At 70.3% G+C, this 20,660-nt stretch carries 20 protein-coding genes and 1 riboswitch; of the genes, 12 read left to right on the forward strand and 8 right to left on the reverse strand.

The genetic code is table 11. The annotated features are described in order from the left end of the window. Window positions 1-11: 11 nt before the first annotated feature. A riboswitch (SAM riboswitch) is annotated at window positions 12-159 on the reverse strand. Window positions 160-325: 166 nt separating this feature from the next. Both G3I56_RS32150 and G3I56_RS32155 read left to right on the forward strand, forming a co-directional pair. Further along, on the forward strand, window positions 326-1,270 hold the full coding sequence (locus G3I56_RS32150) for a glucosyl-3-phosphoglycerate synthase (protein ID WP_164415156.1): 945 nt from the start codon (window positions 326-328) through the stop codon (window positions 1,268-1,270). Between the two features lie 121 nt (window positions 1,271-1,391). Then, window positions 1,392-2,804, forward strand: coding sequence for a trehalose-6-phosphate synthase (locus tag G3I56_RS32155; RefSeq protein WP_164415159.1), 1,413 nt, complete (start codon window positions 1,392-1,394; stop codon window positions 2,802-2,804). 14 nt (window positions 2,805-2,818) lie between these two features. Here the strand turns inward: G3I56_RS32155 and otsB are convergent, their stop codons facing one another. The 4 genes from otsB to G3I56_RS32175 form a co-directional block, all read right to left on the reverse strand. After that, window positions 2,819-3,664: a trehalose-phosphatase gene (gene otsB / locus G3I56_RS32160; protein ID WP_164415161.1), complete on the reverse strand. Its 846-nt coding sequence runs from the start codon at window positions 3,662-3,664 to the stop codon at window positions 2,819-2,821. Window positions 3,665-3,837: 173 nt separating this feature from the next. Then, window positions 3,838-4,071 carry a DUF3263 domain-containing protein gene (locus tag G3I56_RS32165; RefSeq protein ID WP_164415162.1) on the reverse strand — a complete coding sequence of 78 codons (234 nt, stop codon included), beginning with the start codon at window positions 4,069-4,071 and terminating at the stop codon, window positions 3,838-3,840. 60 nt (window positions 4,072-4,131) lie between these two features. Beyond that, the gene (locus tag G3I56_RS32170; protein WP_164415272.1) at window positions 4,132-5,385 is read right to left on the reverse strand and encodes an extracellular solute-binding protein; all 1,254 of its coding nucleotides are present in this window, start codon (window positions 5,383-5,385) and stop codon (window positions 4,132-4,134) included. A 221-nt stretch (window positions 5,386-5,606) separates the two neighbouring features. Continuing rightward, on the reverse strand, window positions 5,607-6,848 hold the full coding sequence (locus G3I56_RS32175; protein WP_164415275.1) for an extracellular solute-binding protein: 1,242 nt from the start codon (window positions 6,846-6,848) through the stop codon (window positions 5,607-5,609). Window positions 6,849-7,006: 158 nt separating this feature from the next. On the opposite strand from G3I56_RS32175, the gene G3I56_RS32180 reads away from it, so the two are divergent. The 3 genes from G3I56_RS32180 (at window position 7,007) to G3I56_RS32190 (ending at window position 10,148) form a co-directional block, all read left to right on the forward strand. Beyond that, window positions 7,007-7,954: an ROK family protein gene (locus G3I56_RS32180; RefSeq protein ID WP_164415165.1), complete on the forward strand. Its 948-nt coding sequence runs from the start codon at window positions 7,007-7,009 to the stop codon at window positions 7,952-7,954. A 95-nt stretch (window positions 7,955-8,049) separates the two neighbouring features. Continuing rightward, window positions 8,050-9,180 (forward strand): N-acetylglucosamine-6-phosphate deacetylase, encoded by a 1,131-nt coding sequence (gene nagA, locus G3I56_RS32185; RefSeq protein WP_164415167.1) that lies wholly within the window; start codon window positions 8,050-8,052, stop codon window positions 9,178-9,180. A 26-nt stretch (window positions 9,181-9,206) separates the two neighbouring features. Beyond that, complete coding sequence (locus G3I56_RS32190; RefSeq protein WP_164415169.1) at window positions 9,207-10,148, forward strand: 1-phosphofructokinase family hexose kinase; 942 nt, start codon at window positions 9,207-9,209, stop codon at window positions 10,146-10,148. A gap of 49 nt (window positions 10,149-10,197) precedes the next feature. On the opposite strand, the gene G3I56_RS32195 is transcribed toward G3I56_RS32190, so the two are convergent. Together G3I56_RS32195 and cdgB are read right to left on the reverse strand one after the other, a co-directional pair. Then, window positions 10,198-11,205: a CBM35 domain-containing protein gene (locus tag G3I56_RS32195; RefSeq protein ID WP_164415171.1), complete on the reverse strand. Its 1,008-nt coding sequence runs from the start codon at window positions 11,203-11,205 to the stop codon at window positions 10,198-10,200. Window positions 11,206-11,402: 197 nt separating this feature from the next. Then, complete coding sequence (gene cdgB / locus G3I56_RS32200) at window positions 11,403-13,133, reverse strand: diguanylate cyclase CdgB (protein WP_164415173.1); 1,731 nt, start codon at window positions 13,131-13,133, stop codon at window positions 11,403-11,405. 456 nt (window positions 13,134-13,589) lie between these two features. Between cdgB and G3I56_RS32205 the strand changes: the two genes are divergently transcribed. From G3I56_RS32205 to G3I56_RS32215, 3 genes are all read left to right on the forward strand, one after another. Further along, window positions 13,590-14,111 carry a flavin reductase family protein gene (locus G3I56_RS32205; protein WP_164415175.1) on the forward strand — a complete coding sequence of 174 codons (522 nt, stop codon included), beginning with the start codon at window positions 13,590-13,592 and terminating at the stop codon, window positions 14,109-14,111. Between the two features lie 93 nt (window positions 14,112-14,204). Beyond that, entirely contained in the window at window positions 14,205-14,672 is a 468-nt protein-coding gene (locus tag G3I56_RS32210; protein ID WP_164415177.1) for a GNAT family N-acetyltransferase, read from the forward strand. Between the two features lie 235 nt (window positions 14,673-14,907). Beyond that, entirely contained in the window at window positions 14,908-15,057 is a 150-nt protein-coding gene (locus G3I56_RS32215) for a hypothetical protein (RefSeq protein ID WP_164415179.1), read from the forward strand. Window positions 15,058-15,104: 47 nt separating this feature from the next. Here G3I56_RS32215 and arfB read toward each other — a convergent pair whose 3' ends face one another. Further along, window positions 15,105-15,542, reverse strand: coding sequence for an alternative ribosome rescue aminoacyl-tRNA hydrolase ArfB (gene arfB / locus G3I56_RS32220; protein WP_164415181.1), 438 nt, complete (start codon window positions 15,540-15,542; stop codon window positions 15,105-15,107). A gap of 190 nt (window positions 15,543-15,732) precedes the next feature. On the opposite strand from arfB, the gene G3I56_RS32225 reads away from it, so the two are divergent. The 3 genes from G3I56_RS32225 (at window position 15,733) to G3I56_RS32235 (ending at window position 18,353) form a co-directional block, all read left to right on the forward strand. Continuing rightward, window positions 15,733-16,308 (forward strand): TerD family protein, encoded by a 576-nt coding sequence (locus tag G3I56_RS32225; protein ID WP_164415183.1) that lies wholly within the window; start codon window positions 15,733-15,735, stop codon window positions 16,306-16,308. A gap of 551 nt (window positions 16,309-16,859) precedes the next feature. Then, on the forward strand, window positions 16,860-17,768 hold the full coding sequence (locus G3I56_RS32230; protein WP_164415185.1) for an SgcJ/EcaC family oxidoreductase: 909 nt from the start codon (window positions 16,860-16,862) through the stop codon (window positions 17,766-17,768). A gap of 84 nt (window positions 17,769-17,852) precedes the next feature. Then, the gene (locus G3I56_RS32235; protein ID WP_164415187.1) at window positions 17,853-18,353 is read left to right on the forward strand and encodes a hypothetical protein; all 501 of its coding nucleotides are present in this window, start codon (window positions 17,853-17,855) and stop codon (window positions 18,351-18,353) included. 90 nt (window positions 18,354-18,443) lie between these two features. Here the strand turns inward: G3I56_RS32235 and G3I56_RS32240 are convergent, their stop codons facing one another. Then, on the reverse strand, window positions 18,444-19,097 hold the full coding sequence (locus tag G3I56_RS32240) for a pentapeptide repeat-containing protein (protein ID WP_164415277.1): 654 nt from the start codon (window positions 19,095-19,097) through the stop codon (window positions 18,444-18,446). Window positions 19,098-19,336: 239 nt separating this feature from the next. On the opposite strand from G3I56_RS32240, the gene G3I56_RS32245 reads away from it, so the two are divergent. Next, window positions 19,337-20,611, forward strand: a complete 1,275-nt coding sequence (locus G3I56_RS32245; protein WP_239135232.1) for an NAD(P)-binding protein — start codon at window positions 19,337-19,339, stop codon at window positions 20,609-20,611. The last annotated feature ends 49 nt before the right edge of the window (window positions 20,612-20,660 follow it).

Below are 20,660 nucleotides of genomic sequence, written 5' to 3' on the forward strand. Positions count from 1 at the left end.
GCGAAGCCCTTTCCTCATCTTCCTCACGACGCGTTTCGCCATGAGACGGATTTGGCACCTTCCCGAGCCGGGAGCCTCGCCGCATGACATGCGACAGGATCGGCTGGAGGGTTGCCGGGGCTTCATCGGGCCGTATCCCTCTGCCCCTCTGGATGAGCGGTATGAAGTTGTGAGGTTGTGAACACCGGTGACCTCTGACATGCGATGGTCACCCGCGTTGTTCAAGACTGTAACCGAAGGCTTGGATGGTGGTGGGAGCCGTCCGAACCGCGAGATAGAAGATCGCTCGCGCTTCCCCCCATGGAACGCAAGGGAGAGCCGCAACGTGCTGGAAGACGTCGAGCGCTGGCTGAACACCCGCTCCTGGTCCGTTGACGACCGCCCGTTGAAGAAGATCGTCGCCGCGAAACGTTCCTCGAACGCCACGGTGAGCGTCGTACTGCCCGCGCTCAACGAGGAGGAGACGGTCGGCGAGATCGTGGCTGTCATCCGCCGCGACCTGATGCTGAAGGTCCCGCTCGTCGACGAGATCGTCGTCATCGACTCGGGATCGACCGACCGCACCTCCGAGGTGGCCGCCGCGGCGGGCGCCCGGGTCGTCCACCGCGACGACATACTGCCGCGCATCCCGGCTGTGCCGGGCAAGGGCGAGGTGCTGTGGCGCTCGCTCCTGGTCACCAGCGGGGACATCGTCTGTTTCATCGACGCGGACCTGAAGGAGTTCTCGTCGGACTTCGTCTCCGGGATCGTGGGCCCACTGCTCACGGACCCGGGTGTCGACCTCGTCAAGGCGATGTACGACCGCCCGCTCGGCCAGGCGGCCGGCCAGGGCGGCAGAGTGACGGAACTCATGGCCCGGCCCCTCCTCAACATGCACTGGCCGCAGCTGGCCGGATTCGTCCAGCCGCTCGGCGGCGAGTACGCGGCCCGCCGCTCGCTCCTCGAACAGCTCCCGTTCCCCGTCGGCTACGGCGTGGAGCTGGGCATGCTGATCGACTCCCTGCACCTGGTGGGCCTGGACGCGTTGGCGCAGGTCGACGTGGGTGTGCGCAAGCACCGCCACCAGGACGGCCGGGCCCTGGGCCGGATGTCCGCCGCGATCTACCGCACCGCCCAGCTCCGGCTGGCCCGGGGCCATCTGATCCGCCCCTCGATCACCCAGTTCGAGCGCGGAGAGGACGGTTTCGAGCCTCGTACGTACTCGGTGGACACGGAGGAACGGCCGCCGATGGCCGACGTCGCGGAGTACGCGAGGAGGAAGGCGGCGTAGTCCGGCACAGGTTCCGTACGGGTTCTGAACGCGTTCTGACCAGGCTCTGTGCGGGTTTGTATACGGCCGGGGCGTACATGTGTACGTTTGATTGTTTCCGGGCGGGGCTAGGTTGAGGCGTATGGCTTCAACGCAGGGTGAGCAAGGTACGCAGGGTTCTTATCGAGTGCTGGTCGCGTCCAACCGCGGCCCGGTCACGTACGAGGTCCGAGAGGACGGCTCGCTGCACGCCCGGCGCGGCGGTGGCGGGCTGGTCTCCGGTCTGTCGGCGATCGGGTCGGACGCGGACTCCCTGTGGGTCTGCTCGGCCCTCGGCGACGGCGACCGCGAGGCCGTGCGGCGCGGGGAGGCCGAGGCGGGCGTACGGATGCTCGCGATCCCGGCGGACGTGCACGAGGACGCGTACAACGGCATCGCCAACTCGGTGCTGTGGTTCGTGAACCACATGCTGTACCAGACCCCGCTGGAGCCGGTCTTCGACGCGGAGTTCCGGCGCCAGTGGGCGTCGTACGAGGCCTACAACCGCGCGTTCGCCGAGGCACTGGCGGCGGAGGCGGCCGAGGGCGCGTCGGTGGTGGTCCAGGACTACCACCTGTGCCTGGTCCCGGGCATGCTGCGGGCCCTGCGCCCCGACCTGCGCATCGGCCACTTCTCGCACACGCCGTGGGCACCGGCGGACTACTTCCGGATGCTGCCGTACGACATCTCCGAGCAGCTCCTGCGCGGCATGCTCGGCGCGGACCGCCTCGGCTTCCTCACCCGGCGGTGGGCCGACGCGTTCACCGCCTGCTGTACGGACCTGGTCGGCGGCGTCGGCGAAACACGGATCGGGGTGCACGGGCTGGGCGCGGACGCGGACTTCCTGCGCAGGCGCGCGCACGAGCCGGACGTCGAGGAGCGGATGACCGCGCTGCGGGCGGAGATCGGCGGGGCCGACCGCAAGACGATCGTGCGGGTGGACCGTACCGAGCTGTCGAAGAACATCGTGCGGGGCCTGCTGGCGTACCGGCAGTTGCTGGAGGACCGCCCGCAGTGGCGGGAGCGGGTCGTGCACGTGGCGTTCGCGTACCCCTCTCGCCAAGATCTGGCGGTCTACCGCGACTACACGGCCGAGGTACAGCGGGTGGCGGACGACATCAACAAGGCTTACGGAACAGCGACTTGGACCCCCGTCGTCCTCCACGTCAAGGACGACTTCGCCCGCTCCCTGGCCGCCTACCGCCTCGCCGACGTGGCCCTCGTCAACCCCATCCGCGACGGCATGAACCTCGTCGCCAAGGAGATCCCGGTGGTCTCCGACGAGGGGTGCGCGCTGGTGCTGTCGCGGGAGGCGGGGGCGTACGAGGAACTGGGCGACGACGCGATCGTGGTGAACCCGTACGACGTGATGCAGACGGCGCGGGCGCTGGAGGAGGCCCTGAACATGGGGGCCGGCGAACGCGCGGAGCGCACGAAGCGACTGGCCGCGGCGGCGACCACGCTCCCGCCGGCCCAGTGGTTCCTGGACCAGCTGAACGCGCTCAACGACCAATGACGAACAGCTGATGGCTAACGGCTGACGACGGCCTGCCCGAGGGCGTGGAGCAGGTGTACGACGCCTGCCGGGCCGTCGACGACCAGGTCGGCGCGCTCCGCGAGCTCCGTCACGGCCTCGGTGCTGTTGCCGCTGCACACCAGGAGACCCGGGACGCCGTTCTGGCGGAGCTTCTCCACCGCCGCGAACGCCGGGAGGTCGCCGAGGTCGTCACCGGCGTAGAGGACCGAGGTGGCGCCGGTCTCGCGGACGTACTCCTCCAGGGCGACGCCCTTGTCCATGCCTGGCGGGCGCAGCTCCAGCACGAGACGGCCCGGTTCGACGATCAGTCCGTGCCGGGTCGCCAGGTCGGCGAGGGGCTCGCGCAGGGCCTCGAACGCGGCCTGCGGGTCCGCCGCGCGCCGGGTGTGGACGGCGAGGGCCTGGCCCTTCTCCTCGATCCACGTGCCCTGCCAGGCGCCGAACCGTTCGAGGAATCCAGGTAGTTCGGCACGGACGGCGGCGACGCCGGGGTGTGGGGCGGGGGCGCTGACCGTGCCGGTCACGGCGTCCCAGCGTTCGGTGCCGTAGTGGCCCAGGACGACGAGGTGCTCCAGGCCGGGCACACCCGCGAAACCGCCGTACCGGACCGCGACACCGGCGGGGCGTCCGGTGAGGACGGCGACGGAGGCGACGGAGGGGGCGAGTGCGGAGAGCGCGGACACAACATCGGGGTGGGCGCGGGCCTGCTCGGGGTCGGCCACGATCGGAGCGAGGGTCCCGTCGAAGTCGAGAACGACGACGGCACCGGCGGGCCGGGAGAGGACGGCGTCAAGCCCGTCCCGGCCGGCCGACGTCACGGGCGTAGGCAGGGAGTCCATGGGTTCGACCCTATCGGGCGATCCGGCACCCCTTCAGCTCCGACCGGCACCTCCAGCCCGTCCGGCGTTTGAGGACAAGGCCCGTTCAGGGCCGTTGGGGGGTCTGGGGGCGCAGCCCCCAGGTACAGGATGGGACGGGTAGGGGCGGCGGGGGCGAAACAACCCGACCTCGCCTACCGCTCCCCCCGCCGAGCCTCCCGCACCCTCCGCAGCCTGTTCACCGTCACCGGATCACACTCCAGTGCGCGCCGGTCGTCCAGCAGCGCGTTGAGCAGCTGGTAATACCTCACCGGCGCCAACCCCAGCTCCTCCCGGATCGCCCGCTCCTTCGCCCCCGGCCCCGCGAACCCCCGGCGCTCCAGCGCGAGAATGTCCTGTTCCCGTCGCCCCAGCTGCTCCCCGTCCATGGAAGAAACCGTAGCCCCCGACACTGACATCCGGAGTGAGGGAGTAGAGGCGTCAGGGCGTCAGTCCGAGGCCGCCTCCGCCGCCGTGGCCTTCCCCTGTATCGCCCCCAGCACCTCCTCCGGGCTCCCCCGCTTCAGCACCGCCCCGCCGACCGTCTCCTGGATGTTCCGGCTGACGGCCGTCCACGTCGGCTTGCCGACCGGGAACAGCTGAGCGGTGCCGAGCGCGTCCAGGCCGTCCCAGAGGGCCTCGTACGTCTTGTTCGCGCGCATCGACGTGGCGGCCGACGACGTCACCGGCAGCAGCTGGTACGTGCCCGCCAGATCCACCGTGTTCTTGTCCTCGTACAGGAAGTTGAGATACGTACCGATCTCCGCGGCATGCCCGCCGTGCCTGAACGCGGCGATCCAGTCCGAGGTACCGACCGTCGCCGTCTTCACGCCCGCCGTGCGGCCCGGCATCGGGACGGCCTCGTACGCCACCGGCTCGACCGACCGCGCGATCTCCCGCACGAGCGCGCCCGGCGCGCTGACCATGCCCGCCTCGCCGTCCACGAAGGCCTTGAGCGCGGCCTTGCGGTTCAGGCGGTCCGGGGACACCGGCCCGGTCAGGCCCTCGCCGACCAGACGGTCGCGCAGCCAGGTGAGCGTGGAGACGTTGTCGGCGGAGGCGATGTCGTACGCGCCGGTGTCCCCGGTGTAGCCGCCACCTCCGCCGAGCAGCCACTGGAGGGTCTCGGCCTGCGCCTCCTCCGGGCCGAGCGGAAGCGCGTACGGGTACTTCACGCCCCGCTCGTCGAGGGCCTTCGCCGCGCTCCTCAACTCGGCCCAGGTGGTGGGGGGTTGGAGGCCGGCTTCGGCGAAGAGGGTCTTGTTGACGTAGAGGAGGCGGGTCGAGGCGAGGAACGGCAGGCCGTACTGGGTGCGGCCCGTGGTGCCCGCGTCGACGAGGTTGGGCAGGAAGTTGCCCTGGACGCGGATGGAGAGCAGGTCGTCGGCCGCGTACAGCTCACCCTTGGCCGCGTAGTCGGCGTAGCCGCTGATCTGGGCGATGTCGGGCGGGTTGCCGGCGGCGACCATCTTGGCGACCTGCGCCTCGGCCTCGCCGGGGTCGTACACGCTGACGTCGAGCCGGATGCCGGGGTGGGCGGCCTCGAAGGCCGTGTTGACCCCGTTCCAGTACGACTCCGAGTTCTTGACGACACCGTCGCCGTAGTTCGTGGCGACCACGGTGAGGGTGACGCCGTCTGACCCCGCACCGGCATCGCCCGAGCCGCAGCCGCCCAGCGCCAGGACGGAACCCAGACTCAGCATCGTCACGGTGGCGAAGACCAGCCCCCGATACCCGCCCCACACTTCTCGCACGGCAGACCGCTCCCCTGGGAGGCACGCGCGCCACGCTCTGTGCACGCGCGTAGAGCCTCCCGCATCAGGAGGCCCGGTCCAATGCCCCGGGCGTTTCGGCCGTGCAACATTTCCGGTCCCACCTCACGCCCACGCGGATGGTCGTGCGCGGATGGCCGTGCCCCGATGGCCTACTCGGCGCTCTCCTCCGAGTTGGCCTGCTTCTGCAGCCCGGTGAGGACCGTCGCCGGGTCGCCGTCCGTGGCGAGGGCCGCGCCGATCCGCTGCTTGATGTGCGCGCTGACCTCCGCCCAGGACGTCTTGCCGACCGGGTAGAGCTGGGCGGTCGGGAGCTCCTCCAGGAAGGGGGCGAGGGCCTTGTCCCGGGCGGCGGTGGACATCGTCCTGGAGGCGGAGGAGGTGACCGGCAGGAGGTCGTACTCGCGGGAGAAGGCGAGCACGTTCTTCTCGTCGTAGACGAAGTCGAGGAATTCGCCGACCTCACTCCGGTGGCCGTTCTTCTTGAAGGCCATCATCCAGTCGGCGACACCCATCGCGGAGCGCGTCGAGCCCTCCTCGCCCGGCATCGGCACCATCCCGAAGTCCACGCCCCTGGCCGCCGCGATCTTCATCAGCGAGGGATGGCCGTTGAGCATGCCGACCTCCCCGCGCGCGAAGGCGGCGAAGGCGGCGGCCCGGTTGAGTTTGCCGGGGGCGACGGGGCCGGTGAGCCCCTTGTCGACGAGTTCGTCCTTGAGCCAGGTGAACGTCTGGATGTTCTGCGGGGAGTCGATGCCGTAGGTGCCGACCTCGCTGGTGTAGCCGTCGCCGCCACTGAGCAGCCACTGCATGGCCTCGGCCTGCGCCTCCTCGGGCCCGAGCGGGAGGGCGTACGGGTACTTCACGCCCTTCTCCTTCAGCGCGGCGGCGTCGGCGGCCAGCTCGCTCCAGGTGGTGGGAGGGGTGAGGCCGGCCTCGGTGAAGAGCTTCTTGTTGTAGAAGAGGAGGCGGGTGGAGGCGGCGAAGGGCATGCCGTACTGGGTCCGGCTGACCTTTCCGGCGTCGGCCAGCTGGGCGACGAAGTCGGCCTGCGTCGGGATGGAGAGGAGTTCGTCGGCCTGGTACAGCTCGCCCTTGGCCGCGTAGTCGGCGTACGCGCCGATCTGCGCCAGGTCGGGCGCGTCACCGGCGGCGACCATCTCACTGACCTCGCGGTCGACCTCGGTCCAGGAGTGGACGCTGACGTCGACCTTCACATCCGGGTGGGCGGCCTCGTACTCCTCGACCAGCTTGTCCCAGTACTTCTGGGAGCTGTTGGCACCGGAGTCGCCGTAGTCGGCGGCGACCAGCTTCAGGGTGACCTCACCCGAGCCGGCTCCTCCGCAGCCACCGAGTACCGCCGTCATCCCGAGGGCCGACACCGCCGCGATCATGCCTGTCCTACGCCGCTGCACCACAGAATCCCAACTATTCATTCGCGTTCACATACATGTTCATTGGTACGTTCAACTTCTTAGCATTACAAGGTGTACAGGTCTACACCACGTAAGTGGACTAGACCTCTTCCGGGTCGACGGGCCACACTGTCCCCGTGAGACATGTCATCGCCCTCGACGTGGGCGGCACCGCGATGAAAGCCGCCCTCATCGGGCCGGACGGCGCTCTGCTCCACCAGGCGCGCCGGGCGACCGGACGGGAGCGCGGCCCCGACGCCGTGGTCGAGGAGATCCTCGGCTTCGCCGCGGACCTGCGCGCCCACGGCATCGCCCACCTCGGCGAGAGCGCCGCCGCCGCCGGAGTCTCCGTCCCCGGCATCGTCGACGCCGAACGCGGCCTCGCCGTCTACGCGGCGAACCTCGGCTGGCGTGACGTACCCCTGCGCGACCTGCTCACCGAACGGCTCGGCCTGCCGGTCGCCCTGGGCCACGACGTCCGTACGGGCGGCCTCGCGGAGGGCCGGATCGGGGCCGGCCAGGGAGCCGACCGTTTCTTCTTCGTCGCCCTCGGCACCGGGATCGCGGGCGCGATCGGCGTCGACGGCCGGGTGGAAGCGGGCGCGCACGGCTTCGCGGGCGAGGTCGGCCACATCGTCGTACGGCCCGGCGGGACCCCGTGCCCATGCGGCCAGCGCGGCTGTCTGGAACGGTACGCGTCGGCGTCGGCGGTGAGCGAGGCCTGGGCCGAGGCCTCCGGCGTCCCCGGCGCGGACGCGGCGGACTGCGCCGAAGCCGTCGACTCCGGCGACCGGCGCGCCAGCCAGGTCTGGCAGCACGCGATCGACGCCCTCGCCGACGGCCTGGTCACCGCCCTCACCCTCCTCGACCCCCGCACCCTGATCATCGGCGGCGGCCTGGCGGAAGCGGGCGACACGTTGTTCACACCGCTGCGCACCGCGGTACAACAACGGATCACCTTCCAGAAGCTCCCGATCATCGCCCCCGCAGCCCTCGGCGACACGGCAGGCTGCCTGGGCGCGGGCCTCCTCGCCTGGGATCTCCTCACCACCACCGACCCCGACCTCACGGAGGTAACGCCCTGATGGCACCCGACCTAGGGGCGCGGGTCCCTGACATTTGCGGCTCCGCCGCGTGGGCGCGAACAACCCCCACCGGCCCGCAGCGCACACACAACCTGGTGTTCAAAGGTGCCCGAGTCGTACTCCCCACAGGAATCACCGACGGCGCCCAACTAGCCGTCGAGGGCACGCGAATCGCCGAGCACCCCCACGAGAACGCCCAGGAGATCGACGTACGCGGCCACTGGCTGATCCCAGGCTTCGTCGACCTCCACAACCACGGCGGAGGCGGAGCCTCCTTCACCTCGGGCACCGCGGAAGACATCCTCAAGGGCGTCCACACCCACCGCACCCACGGCACCACCACCCTCGTCGCCAGCACCGTCACCGGCGACATGGACACCCTCACCGCCCAGGCCGGCCTCCTCTCCGAACTCGCCGAGCAGGGCGACATCGCCGGCGTCCACTTCGAGGGCCCCTTCATCTCGCCGTGCCGCAAAGGCGCCCACTCCGAGGCGCTGCTGCGCGACCCGGACCCGGCGGAGGTCCGCAAGCTGATCGACGCGGCGCGCGGCCGGGCCAAAATGGTCACCCTCGCCACCGAACTCCCCGGCGGCCTCGACTCCGTACGGCTGCTCGTCGAGCACGGCGTCCTCGCGGCGATCGGCCACACGGACGCGACGTACGAGCAGACGGTGGAGGCCATCGACGCGGGCGCCACCGTCGCCACGCACCTCTTCAACGCGATGCCCGCCCTCGGTCACCGCACCCCCGGCCCGATCACCGCCCTCCTGGAGGACGAGCGCGTCACCGTCGAACTCATCAACGACGGCACGCACCTGCACCCGGCGGCCCTCCAGCTCGCGTTCCACCACGCGGGCGCGGACCGCGTGGCGTTCATCACCGACGCGATGGACGCGGCCGGCTTCGGCGACGGCCTCTATCTGCTCGGCCCGCTGGAGGTCGAGGTCAGCAAGGGCGTGGCGCGGCTGGTCGAGGGGGGCTCGATCGCGGGCTCGACCCTCACCCTGGACCGCGCGTTCCGGCGGGCGGTCACCGTCGACCGGCTCCCGGTCACGGACGCGGTCGCCGCGTTGTCCGCCAACCCGGCCCGGCTGCTGGGCATCCACGACCGGGTGGGCTCCCTGGAACCGGGCAAGGACGCGGACCTGGTCCTGCTGGACGCGGACTTCACGGTCAAGGGAGTGATGCGCAAGGGGAGTTGGGTAGTCAAGCCCCAACTACCTTGAGCTGACTGAGGAGGGAGGCTGGCGGGATGATCCTCACGGTGACGCTGAACACCGCGCTCGACATCACGTACCGCGTAAGGGAGTTGCGCCCGTACGCCTCCCACCGGGTCACCTCGGTAACCGAACGCCCCGGCGGCAAGGGCCTGAACGTGGCCCGCGTCCTGGCCGCCCTCGGCCACGAGGTGACGGTCACCGGCTTCACAGGCGGCCCGACCGGACGGACCGTACAGCACCAACTCACCGCCACAACAGGCATATTGGACGCCCTGGTCCCGGTATCGGGTCCGACCCGCCGCACGATAGCGCTGGTCGAGGACACGCCCGCGAGCATGACGCCGGAAACGACCCAGCTCAACGAGCCCGGCCCGCAGATCACCCCGGCCGAATGGGCCACCTTCCAGGACGTCTACGAGGGGCTGCTGCCGTCCGTCTCCGTGGTGGCCCTCTGCGGCAGCCTGCCGCCGGGGGTGCCGGTGGGGGCGTACGCCGACCTCGTCCGCTCAGCGCGGACAGCGGGGGTGCCCGTGCTGCTCGACGCGAGCGGGGAGCCGCTCAGGCGCGGGGTCGCGGCCCGCCCCGACGTGGTCAAGCCGAACGCCGGTGAACTCGCCGAACTCACGCGCTCCCACGAGCCGTTGCAGGCCACCCGGAACGCCCGCAGGCGCGGCGCACGAGCCGTGGTCGCCTCACTGGGCCCGGACGGCCTGCTCGCGGCGACCCCGGAGGGCCGCTGGCGGGCAACCCCACCAGCCCGCGTCCGGGGCAACCCGACGGGCGCGGGCGACTCGGCGGTCGCGGGCCTGCTGTCGGGCCTGGTCGACCAACTCCCCTGGCCCGAACGCCTGATCCGCGCGGTGGCCCTGTCGACGGCAACCGTACTGGCCCCGGTGGCAGGCGAGTTCGACCGCGCGGCATACGAGGAACTGGTGGCCCGGGTGACCGTGACGAGCGAGGCGACGGCGGCATAGCGGACGGTCTCCGGCCCGGTCAGCTCTCGCTCAGACCCCTGTCACTCCACTATCCGTTGGCAGCCGTCAGATACAGCTGGTCGATGTTGACGTCACACTGATTCCCCTGCTCGCAGGAGATCTTGAGCGTGTTGGTGCCCTTGTTCAGCTGGACGGACGCCCAGGTGCTCGTCCAGCCCTTCGCGTAGTCACCCTCGGCGGCCTTCGCGAAGTTGTCCAGGTTGACCGGGCGGGACTGAGCCGTGCCGTTGACCGACAGCGTGGCGGTGGCGGCCTTGCCGGGTACGCCGTAGTTGACGTACAGCCGGTACTCGCCCTTCTTCGCGATGCCGCTGACGTTCCAGGTGACCGACGCGCCCACGTTGTTGAAGTTGCCCACATAGACGCCGTCGGCCGACTTCGCGCCTTTGACGTCCGACGTGGTGACGGCGCCGCCGCCGAGCAGCAGGGCCTTCGCGTCGATCGTCGGGAGTTCGTCCTCCGAGGCCGCCGAGGTGGTGGGCGACGGGGACTTCTCGGCGCTCTGCCCGGTCGTCGGGCTCGCACCGGCCTCGTTGCCCTTGTCCTTCTCGTCGTCGCCGCCCATCATGGCCACGCCGATACCGATGACGACCGCGGCGACCACCGCGATGGCGCCGATCAGTAGTCCCTTGGTGTTGGGGCCGGAGGCCCGCCCGCCTCTGCCGCCGCCACCGCCGTGTGTGGGCTGCCGCGGAGTCGCGGGGCCGGCGCCGAAGGCCTCGGGCCCCTGGTACTGGGTGTTCGGGGTGCTGCCGTACGCGCCCTGCTGCTGCGGGATCGTCTGGCCGTACTGCGCGGTCGGGGCGGTCGGGGCGGTCTGGCCGTACGCGGGCTGCTGGCCCTGGACGGGGGCCTGCCCCGGGGCCGCCGGCGCGCTGTACTGGCGCTCGCCGACCGGCCGCACCCGGCCGACCGAGTTCGGGTAGCCGTAGCCGCTGCTCGGCGGCTGGGCTCCGTTGGCCCGCCCGTCCTCGTACAGGTAGCCGAACGGATCGTCGTCCTCGGGCGTGCTCGCGCCGCTGTTGCCGGGCGTCATCCCTTGGGGTCTCCTCAACAGGTGCGGGGTGGGACAGGTGCGGGGGCGGGACCACGAGATGTTGCGAGGTCCTGGGAAGCATGCAATGCGAAGGATGCAATGCGAATAACGAGCCTACCCGCTCTCGCTGACCCAAACGGGTGAGTCCGGAGGCAACGAGCGGCTACAAGATCGCTACAGGGCCACTGATCTGGTGATCATCCCGCACGCCGATGCTGTTTGGGACGAGATCGTTTCTCGATGTACATCCGCTCGTCGGCCGACTTCAGGACTTCGTCCGCCGTCATCCCGCAGTGTGCCCACCCGATGCCGAAGCTCGCGCCGACCCGCATCGCGCGGCCGTCGACCCGGATCGGCTGGATGATCTCGTTGCGCAGGCGTACGGCGAGGTCCTGGGCGTCGGCCCGGCCGAGGCCGTCGGCGAGGACCACGAACTCGTCGCCGCCGAGCCGGGCCACCGTGTCACCGTCGCGCACGGCCCCGCCGAGCCGTCGGGCCACCTCGATCAGCACCGCGTCGCCGGCGTTGTGCCCGAAGCGGTCGTTGATCGACTTGAAGCCGTCGAGGTCGCAGAAGAGCACCGCGAGCCCCTTCGTCCCGTCGTCCTGCTCACTCTCGGGAGCGACGGTGTGGACGTGGTGGTCGTACGCGCCGTATGCCTCGGGAGCCGCGCGGAAGTCGAACTGGTGGCCGCTCACGTCGTACGGCTGGAGTCCGCCGTCCGTCACGGGCACCGGCGCGGTCGTGTACTGGTCGTGCGTGCCGTAGGGATCCACCTGGCCGTGGCCGTAGGCCGCGTCGACCGACTCGACCAGGCCGGGCACCACCGTCTGCGAGCGCTGGCAGAGGCGGGAGCTGAGCCGGGCGCGCAGTTCGGCGGAGTTGGGCAGTCCGGTGAGGGAGTCGTGGGAGGCGCGGTGGGCGAGCTGAAGCTCGCGGCGCTTGCGCTCCTCTATGTCCTCGACGTGGGTGAGCAGGAAGCGCGGGCCATCGGTGGTGTCCGCGACGACGGAGTTGCGCAGCGACACCCACAGGTACGAGCCGTCCCGGCGCGCGAGCCGGAGTTCGGTGCGCCCGCCCTCGGCGGAGGTGCGGAGCAGGGTGCCTATGTCCTCGGGGTGCACGAGGTCGGAGAAGGAGTAGCGGCGCATCGCGGAGGCGGGACGGCCCAGCAGACGGCACAGGGCGTCGTTGGTGCGGAGTATTCGCCCGTGCTGGTCGCCGCCCATCTCGGCGATGGCCATGCCGGAGGGGGCGTACTCGAAGGCCTGCCGGAAGCTTTCCTCGCTGGCCCGCAGCGCCTGCTGCTCGCGTTCGAGTCTGACCAGTGCCCGCTGCATATTCGCGCGTAGACGTGCGTTGCTGATCGCGATGGCAGCCTGGAACGCGTACATCTGGAGCGCTTCTTTGCCCCATGCGCCCGGTCGGCGGCCGTTGCGCGGCCGGTCCACGGAGAGCACGCCGATCAGTTCGCCGCAGGTGCCGCCGGGCACGCTCGGGGTGAACATCGGCGCGAAGAGCCGGTCCGAGGGGTGCCACTCGTCCTCGAAGCGCGGGGCGGGGCCGTCGGTGTACCACTGCGGGACGTCGTCGTCGTCGAGGACCCAGCCCTCGGTGTGCGGAATGAAGACCAGTTCGCCCCAGGCCTCGCCCATGGCGAGGCGGCGTTCCCAGGAGTCGCGCGAGCCGACCCGGCCGGTGATGAGGGCCTCGGCGGCGGAGTTCCCGGCGAAGGCGGCGACGACGAGATCGCCGTCGGGGCGGACGAGGTTGACGCAGGCCAACTCGTACCCGAGGCCGTTGACGACGCCGTCGGCGACGGTCTGGAGGGTGTCCGCCAGACTGCGCGCGGTGTTCATGTCCGCCATGACCCGGTGCAGTTGCCGCAAGGTCGCAAGTTGGACGTACGGCTCCTGATCGGTCTCCATTCGCCCTCCTTACGCCTATCTCACCTTCCCCGCCACTGAATCACAGCGCGCTGCCCACTCGGTACACAGGGTCAACAAAAAAGGTCACCTGTGACTCAAGTCACAACGAAAGATGAGCAATTGAGTAGAGTTTCTGAGTTCTCCCTGTGCGTTTACTGAACGCAAACTTTGTATCCGTGCGGACACTACGAGCGAGGATACGGGCGAGGAGAAGTCGGCGTGGCCGTTCCCGATCATTGGGTGTCGGTCGGGAGTCCTAGGTCCGGGCTCGGGCGCAGGTCCGATGTGCGGCACACGCACGGCTAATAGCTTTTCCATGTGCCGACCACTCGCCCCGCAGCACCCACCGCGTCCACCACACCTGCCACCCCCTCCACTCTCGCCCCACACACCCCACACACCTCACACACCCCAGGCGCCGCCACCGTCTCAGCTCCCGCCGGGCATCCTGGTGGGGTGAGCAACGACGACTTCCGCGCCGCGATGTCCCGCCTGGCCTCGGGCGTGGTCCTGGTGACCGCACAGGAACCGCCGCTCGACCCGGACGACCCGCACGCGCCCGGCGGTGAGGACGTCGGTATGACGGCGACCGCCTTCCTGTCGGTGTCCCTGGACCCGCCCCTGGTCATGGTCAGCGTGCGCGAGGGCTCCCGGATGGACGACCTGCTCGCCGAACAGCCCCTGTGGGCGGTCTCCGTCCTCTCCGAGAACCAGCGGCACATCGCGGGCCGGTTCGCGATGAAGAACCGCATCAGCGACCGTCTCCTCTTCGCGGACCTCCCCGTCGTCCGGGGCGAGGCATCCGGCGCCCTCCTGGTGGGCGGCGCCCTGGCGACCCTGGAGTGCCGTACGGAGCAACTGGTGACGGCCGGCGACCACACCCTCGTGATCGGCCGCGTCCTGACGGCGACGGCACCGAGCACGGACGGCGGCGGCCCGCTGGCGTACTTCCGGGGCCGCTACCGACAGCTGGACTGAAGCGCGAATGAAGCCGGGTTGAAGCCGGACTCAGGCTGGGCCGACGAGAAACCCGCTGGTCACACCGGTACCGGGCGGCCTAGCTTGGCCCGTATGACGAACGACGCGCTCCGACTGGAGCGGATCAGCTCCGACAACTTCGACGCGGCCGTCGCCGTACGGGTCCGCCCGGACCAGGAACACGCGGTCGACCCGGTCATGAAGTCCCTGGCCGAGGCGTACATCCATCCGCGCACCGCCTGGCCCCGGCTGATCCTCGACGGTGAGCGGCCCGTCGGCTTCCTCATGGCCTTCTTCGACATCGCCTGGGGCGGCACGGGCGCCGACCTGCGCTCGGGCCTGTGGCGCCTGAACATCGCGGCCGACGAACAGGGCAAGGGCTACGGCCGCTTCGCCGTCGAGTCCGTCGCCGCCGAGATCCGCCGCCGCGGGGGCACCGACCTCTACGTCACCTGGCACCCCGGCCCGACCGGCCCCGAGCCCTTCTACCTGGGCCTCGGCTTCAGCCCCACCGGGGAGACCAGCGGAGGCCAGACGGTCGGAGTGCTGAAACTCACCTAGTCGATCAACGCGACCTTTTCGTGTACGAACGTGAATGCCGGGACTCGCTCCGGGATCCGGGCGCCGGGCCCCGGGCCGAACCGAGCATTCGGTAGGTGACGGCGCGGGGATGACTTCGGGGGATGACTTCGGTGGGATTCGAACCGCTCGCCGAGAAATTCATTCCCGGAGCCGTTCCGCGGTTCTTTTTCCCGCCCGCCCGGAAATTCACGATCGTTCATCCGCCACCCGGCCAATGACCGGTCACTGGGTGACCGGGCACTGGGTGACCGGGCACTGGGTGACCGGGCACTGGGTGACCGGGCACTGGGTGACCGGGCACTGGGTGACCGGGCACTGGGTGACCGGGCACTGGGTGACCGGGCACTGGGTGACCGGGCAATGACCGGTCACCGGACAGGCCCTGACCCCGCCCGAGCCCCAACCCCAGCTCTAACCCCAGTCCCGTCCCGTACGGCCCCGCTTCACATCCGCGCGTGCCTTCTTCTGCCGCAGCCGGCGTTCGTTGATTCCGCGCGGGATACGGGTGGGGGTGCGGGGCTTGGGCGGAGGCGCGGTGGCCTCGGCAAGGAGGGCGGCCAGGCGTACGGCCGCCGTCTCGCGGTTGCGCCACTGCGAGCGGTGCTCGGAGGAGCGGACGGTGACGACTCCGTCGACGAGCCGGCCGGCGAGACGCTCCAGCGCGCGCTGCTTCCAGACTTCGGGCAGCACCTCGGTGTTCGCGAGGTCGAGGCTCAGCTCCACCTTCGAGTCACTGGTGTTGACGTGCTGCCCGCCCGGACCGCCGGACCGCGAGAAACGCCACATGAGCTCGGCCTCGGGGAGCGAGACGGAGCCGCGGATGAGGTAGGGACCGGACATGCCCACCATGGTCGCGCGGCTGTCCGGTCCACGTCACCCCGTTTTCGCTACGACAGCCGTCACGGAAGGTAAAGAAAGTAAAGACACGGAACCTTCGGGTCCCCCGTCGGCGTTCATGGGAGTGACGGTAGCTTCGTCCCGTACAGGACACCGCACCGCTCCGCACGCACGTACGTCAACGAGGGAAGGACTCCCAACAATGGCTGTAAGCCTGTCCAAGGGTGGCAACGTCTCGCTCACCAAGGAGGCTCCGGGCCTGACCGCCGTCACCGTGGGCCTCGGCTGGGACGTCCGCAGCACGACCGGCACGGAATTCGACCTCGACGCCTCGGCGATCGCGGTCAACGGAGAGGGCAAGGTCTACTCGGAGGCCCACTTCATCTTCTTCAACAACAAGCAGACCCCGGACAGCACGATCGTCCACACCGGCGACAACCGCACGGGTGAGGGCGCGGGCGACGACGAGGCGATCAAGGTCAACCTCGCCGGCCTCCCGGCCGACATCGACAAGATCGTCTTCCCGGTCTCGATCTACGACGCGGAGACCCGCTCGCAGAACTTCGGCCAGGTCCGCAACGCCTACATCCGCATCCTGAACGAGACCGGCGGCGCCGAGATCGCCCGCTACGACCTCTCGGAGGACGCGGCGACGGAGACGGCCATGGTCTTCGGCGAGCTGTACCGCAACGGCGCCGAGTGGAAGTTCCGCGCCGTCGGCCAGGGCTACGCCTCCGGCCTTACGGGCATCGCCAAGGACTTCGGCGTCAACGTCTGATTCGACGAACGAGCCGCACAAGGCGGCTGAAAAGCCCCCGGCCGAGCGCGAGTTGTTGGCGTTGGGACCGGGGGCTTTCGCGTGCCCGCACACCTCCGCACGGCGCTGGCACATTGCCCGCCCAACTCCCGCGCATAGGGATATCCCCAGGCTTCCGAAAGACTCCTGGAAACTTCAAGAACGGGCCCTCTACGCTCCGAACCCTCAAGCCCCCGAACGGCAAACGCCCACGCGAGCGCTTACGAGAGACGGAGACACGTCACCCATGCCGTCCTTGTCGGACGAGCACTGTCCCCCCAGGAACCAGCCCCGGCAGTGCTCCCCCCACCGTCCTGATGGACAACCAGGCCCTCGACGAGTTCCTCGCCGCCGCCGTCGGCGAGTACCAGCTCTTCACCCCGACCGGCACGGATAGGCCCACCGCACGAACGCGACGTCTTCCACCACGCCATGGCCGCCTGGTCCCCGCCCCCGACTGCCGCCCCGGACAAGGCGTGCACCGAACTCCCCCTGCGCATCCGCACACGAACCAAGGTCGGGGTACACCCACGATGACGACGCACAACACCCGTCACAACACCCGTCACGGCACCAGTCACAACGGCAGTTCCAACGGCAGTTCAAACAGCGGCAGCAACCTCGCCGACGACGCGATCCGCGCCCTGTGGGAGACCATGGCCCGCGGCTGGGAGGCGGGCGACGCCACCCTGTTCGCCGCGAGCTTCGCGACGGACTGCGACTTCACGACCGTACGCGGCGACAAGCCGCCGGGCCGCGCGGGCATCCAGGCCGACCACGACCGCCTCTTCCGCACCCAGTACGCCGACACCCGGCTCGACGCCCGGGTGACAGCCGTACGACACCTGCGCCCGGGCCTCGCCACGGTCGACGCGGAGTCCACGGTCCGCGCCGCCGACGGTACGACCCTGGCCTCGGCCCACGCCCTGGCCGTCGTCGAGCGGACGGGCACGCACGACGGCCCGGACCTCTGGCAGATCGTCGCCCTCCACAACATGATCCCGGCAACCGCACCCGCCGTGTCAGCCACGCCCGAGCCCGAGAAGGCCGACACCGAGACCGGCCGCCCGAAGCTGCGGCACCTCGCCGTCGTGGCCCGGGACCCGGAAGGGCTGGCCGAGTTCTACAGCTCCGTCTTCTCGATGGAGCTGTACCACCGCGACCCCGACGGCAGTTGCTTCCTCTCCGACGGCTACCTCTCCCTCGCCCTCATCAAGCACCGGCTCGACGGCGACACCCCGCTCGGCATGAACCACTTCGGCTTCCACATCGCCGATACGGCGGCCACCTCGGCGGCGCTGATCGAGAAGGGCGCGGACAAGCCGGCGGAGCGCTTCACCGACCGCCCCTTCGCCGAGTACCGCGCGATGGATCCGGAGGGCAACTCGTTCGACCTCTCGGAACACGGGTTCGGCGGACCCCGGCCGGCCACGGAGTCCTGAGTACCCGCGGGTGCGTACCCGCGCTTCGCACCCGTGCGGAGACAGGTTCACGGGCGTCGATCCCGCCATGACACCATCACCACCGTGCTCGATATCGGTTACGCCCTCTCCAACCGCTTCCCGGACCCCCCGCAGACCGACTACCGCCGCGCGGACGTCCACGCACTCCGCCACGACCTGTTCTGCGGAGACGTCTACCTCGCCGACACCAAGGCGGACCGGGAACTGTCCACAGCCTGGGGATGGGTGCCGGTACTCGACTTCGCGTGGGCGCTGTGCGACATCGTGGAGCAGCTGGACCAGGATCCCGCGGGCTCCCGCGCCTCCCGCCCCCAGTACGCGGAACTGGACTTCACCGAGTCCACCGACCGCATGCTGTTCAAGCGCCGCTTCGGGTGGGTGGACATCGAGTCCGACTGGATGCCGGCGGAGGAGCCCCCACTCAACTTCTCCCACACTGAACTCCGCAAGGAGTCACGGGACTTCCTGCACGACGTACTGGCCGACCTGATCGACCTGCACGACGCGCTCGGCGAGAACCCGGCGATCTGGACACTCCAGGCCCGCTTCCCGAGGGTCACGTGACCTGACCTGGGCGCCGACCCGGGCTGACGAAGCAGTGCAGGGCTGGTGGCCGGACGGGCAGGCAGGCAGGCAGGCAGGCAGGCAGGCAAACTACCCAACCCCCTCCACCCGCACCCCCAGCTCCGTCGCGAACACCGCCGCCAGATCAAGCAACTGCACCGGACTGATCACCGCCCCCGCCAACCGGTCCACCCCCCGCGCGAACCCCAGCTCCGCAGCCCGCCGGAAATCCACATCGCTCAGCCGCGCAGCACTGAAGTCCGCCCCCTTCAGCACACAGTCCACAAACTCCACCCGCTCCAGCACCGCACCCCCGAAGTCCGGCTCCACCAGCACGCACCCCTCGAAGACGACATCCTTCAGCTTCGCCTTGCGCAGGTTCAGATAGTCGATCTTCCCGCCCCGCACCAGCACCCAATCCAGCACGGCCCCGTGCAACTGCACCCCGCCCAGCCGGGCGTCGACCAGCTCCACATCACGCAGCGTCGACTCGGCGAGGTTGGTGCCGACCCCCCGTATCCCCGTGAGGACCGAGTCGAGCAGCCGGGCGTGGTGCAGCCGTGTCTCGTCCAGCGCGCACCCCGTCAGCGCGCAGTCCATGAAACGGGCACCCCCGCCGTCCTGCCCGGCGAAGTCGGACTCCCGGAACTCCAGCCCGTCGTAGTCCCCGTCCGCCTCCAACTGCCCGCCCCCGAACGGCTCCAGCACCGGCAACCGCACCTCGGGCCGCCGCGCCCCCTTCACCCCGGCCCGGGAACCCGTCGTACCACCCACTCCACCCGCTCCGCCCACGCCATCCACCACTCGCCTCGCCATGCCCCCATCCTGCACCCCGCCACTGACAATCCCCCTGACCTGCACAAACCCGTCTCCCCCACACCCATGTCACATTCCGACCCCCTCGATCGGTCGTACCGGCAGAAAACACCGGCAGAAAGCACCGCCGGAAAGCAGTAAGCGCCGACCGCAGGGAGACCCCAGACATGCACCCGGTCCGTACTCACACCCGCACCCGCACCCCGCTCACCACCCTCACCGTCATCGGCGGCGGCTTCGCCGGTCTCACCGCCGCCATCGCCGCCGCCGAGGCGGGCGCCAAGGTCACCGTGCACGAGGCCCATCACACCCTCGGCGGCCGTGGCCGCACCGCCGAGGAGCCTTACCGTACGAACGAGGGCCCGCACGCCCTCTACAGCGGCGGCCCGCACTGGACCTGGCTCACCCGACGCGACCTGATCGGCCCCCTCGCCCCACTCCCGCCCCTCGAAGCCGCCCGTTTCCACTTCCGCCACCAGGGCGCCCTGCGCCGCACCCCGCCCCTCGCGATGCTCAAACTGCTTCGCCACAGCGCCCAACAGGCTCCCGTGGACGTCGACTTCATGACCTGGGCCACCGAGCAGGCGGGCGAGAAGGGCGCGCGGGCCGCCGCGCACTACTCCGCCGTCGCCCTCTTCCACCACGACCCGGGCACCCTGTCCGCGGCCTTCGTACAGGAGCGGCTGCGCCGCGCCGCCGCCCTCCCGCCCGAGGCCCACTACCCGCGCGGCGGCTGGGCCAGCGTCATCGACCGGATGGCCGCCCGCGCCTGGAACCTGGGCGTACGGGTGGAGACCCTGTCCCGCGTCGACACGCTCCCCGAGGACACACCCGTCATCGTCGCCACCTCCCTCGACGCCGCCCGGCACCTCCTGCGCGACGACACCCTCACCTGGCCCGGCGCCCGCACGGTCCTCCTGGACCTTGCCGTACGCACCCGGCGCGGCGACCCCTTCGTCGTCTCCGACCTGGACGCACCCGGCTGGCTGGAACGCTTCACCGCACAGGACCGCACCCTCGCACCGGCCGGAGAGCAGCTCCTCCAGGGCCAGTTCCCGATCGCACCGCACGCCTCCCGCGCCGAGGGCATCGCCCGCGCAGAACAAGTGCTCGACCTGGCCTTCGACGGCTGGCGCGACCGCGTCACCTGGCGCCGCGAGGCCACCGCGAACGGCCGCACCGGCGCGGTCGACCTCCCGGGTACGAGCTGGCGCGACCGGCCCGCGATCGAACGCGGCGACGGTGTCTACCTCGCGGGCGACCAGGTGGCCGCCCCAGGCGTCCTCGCGGAGGTCTCGTTCAACAGCGCGCTGACCGCCGTGTCACTGGCACTGGACACCCGACGAAACCGTGGCCGTCACGACCCCCGCGGCCCCCACGACCCCCTCGACCCCCTCGACCCCCACAATGCCCACAACCCCCTTGACCTCAAGCAAGCCTGAGGTTGAAGAGTGGCAGCAGCCCGCACGCAAAGCCACACACCTGGGGGAC

Origin of the sequence: Streptomyces sp. SID12488 (assembly GCF_010548275.1) — a bacterium.
Classification (GTDB): domain Bacteria; phylum Actinomycetota; class Actinomycetes; order Streptomycetales; family Streptomycetaceae; genus Streptomyces.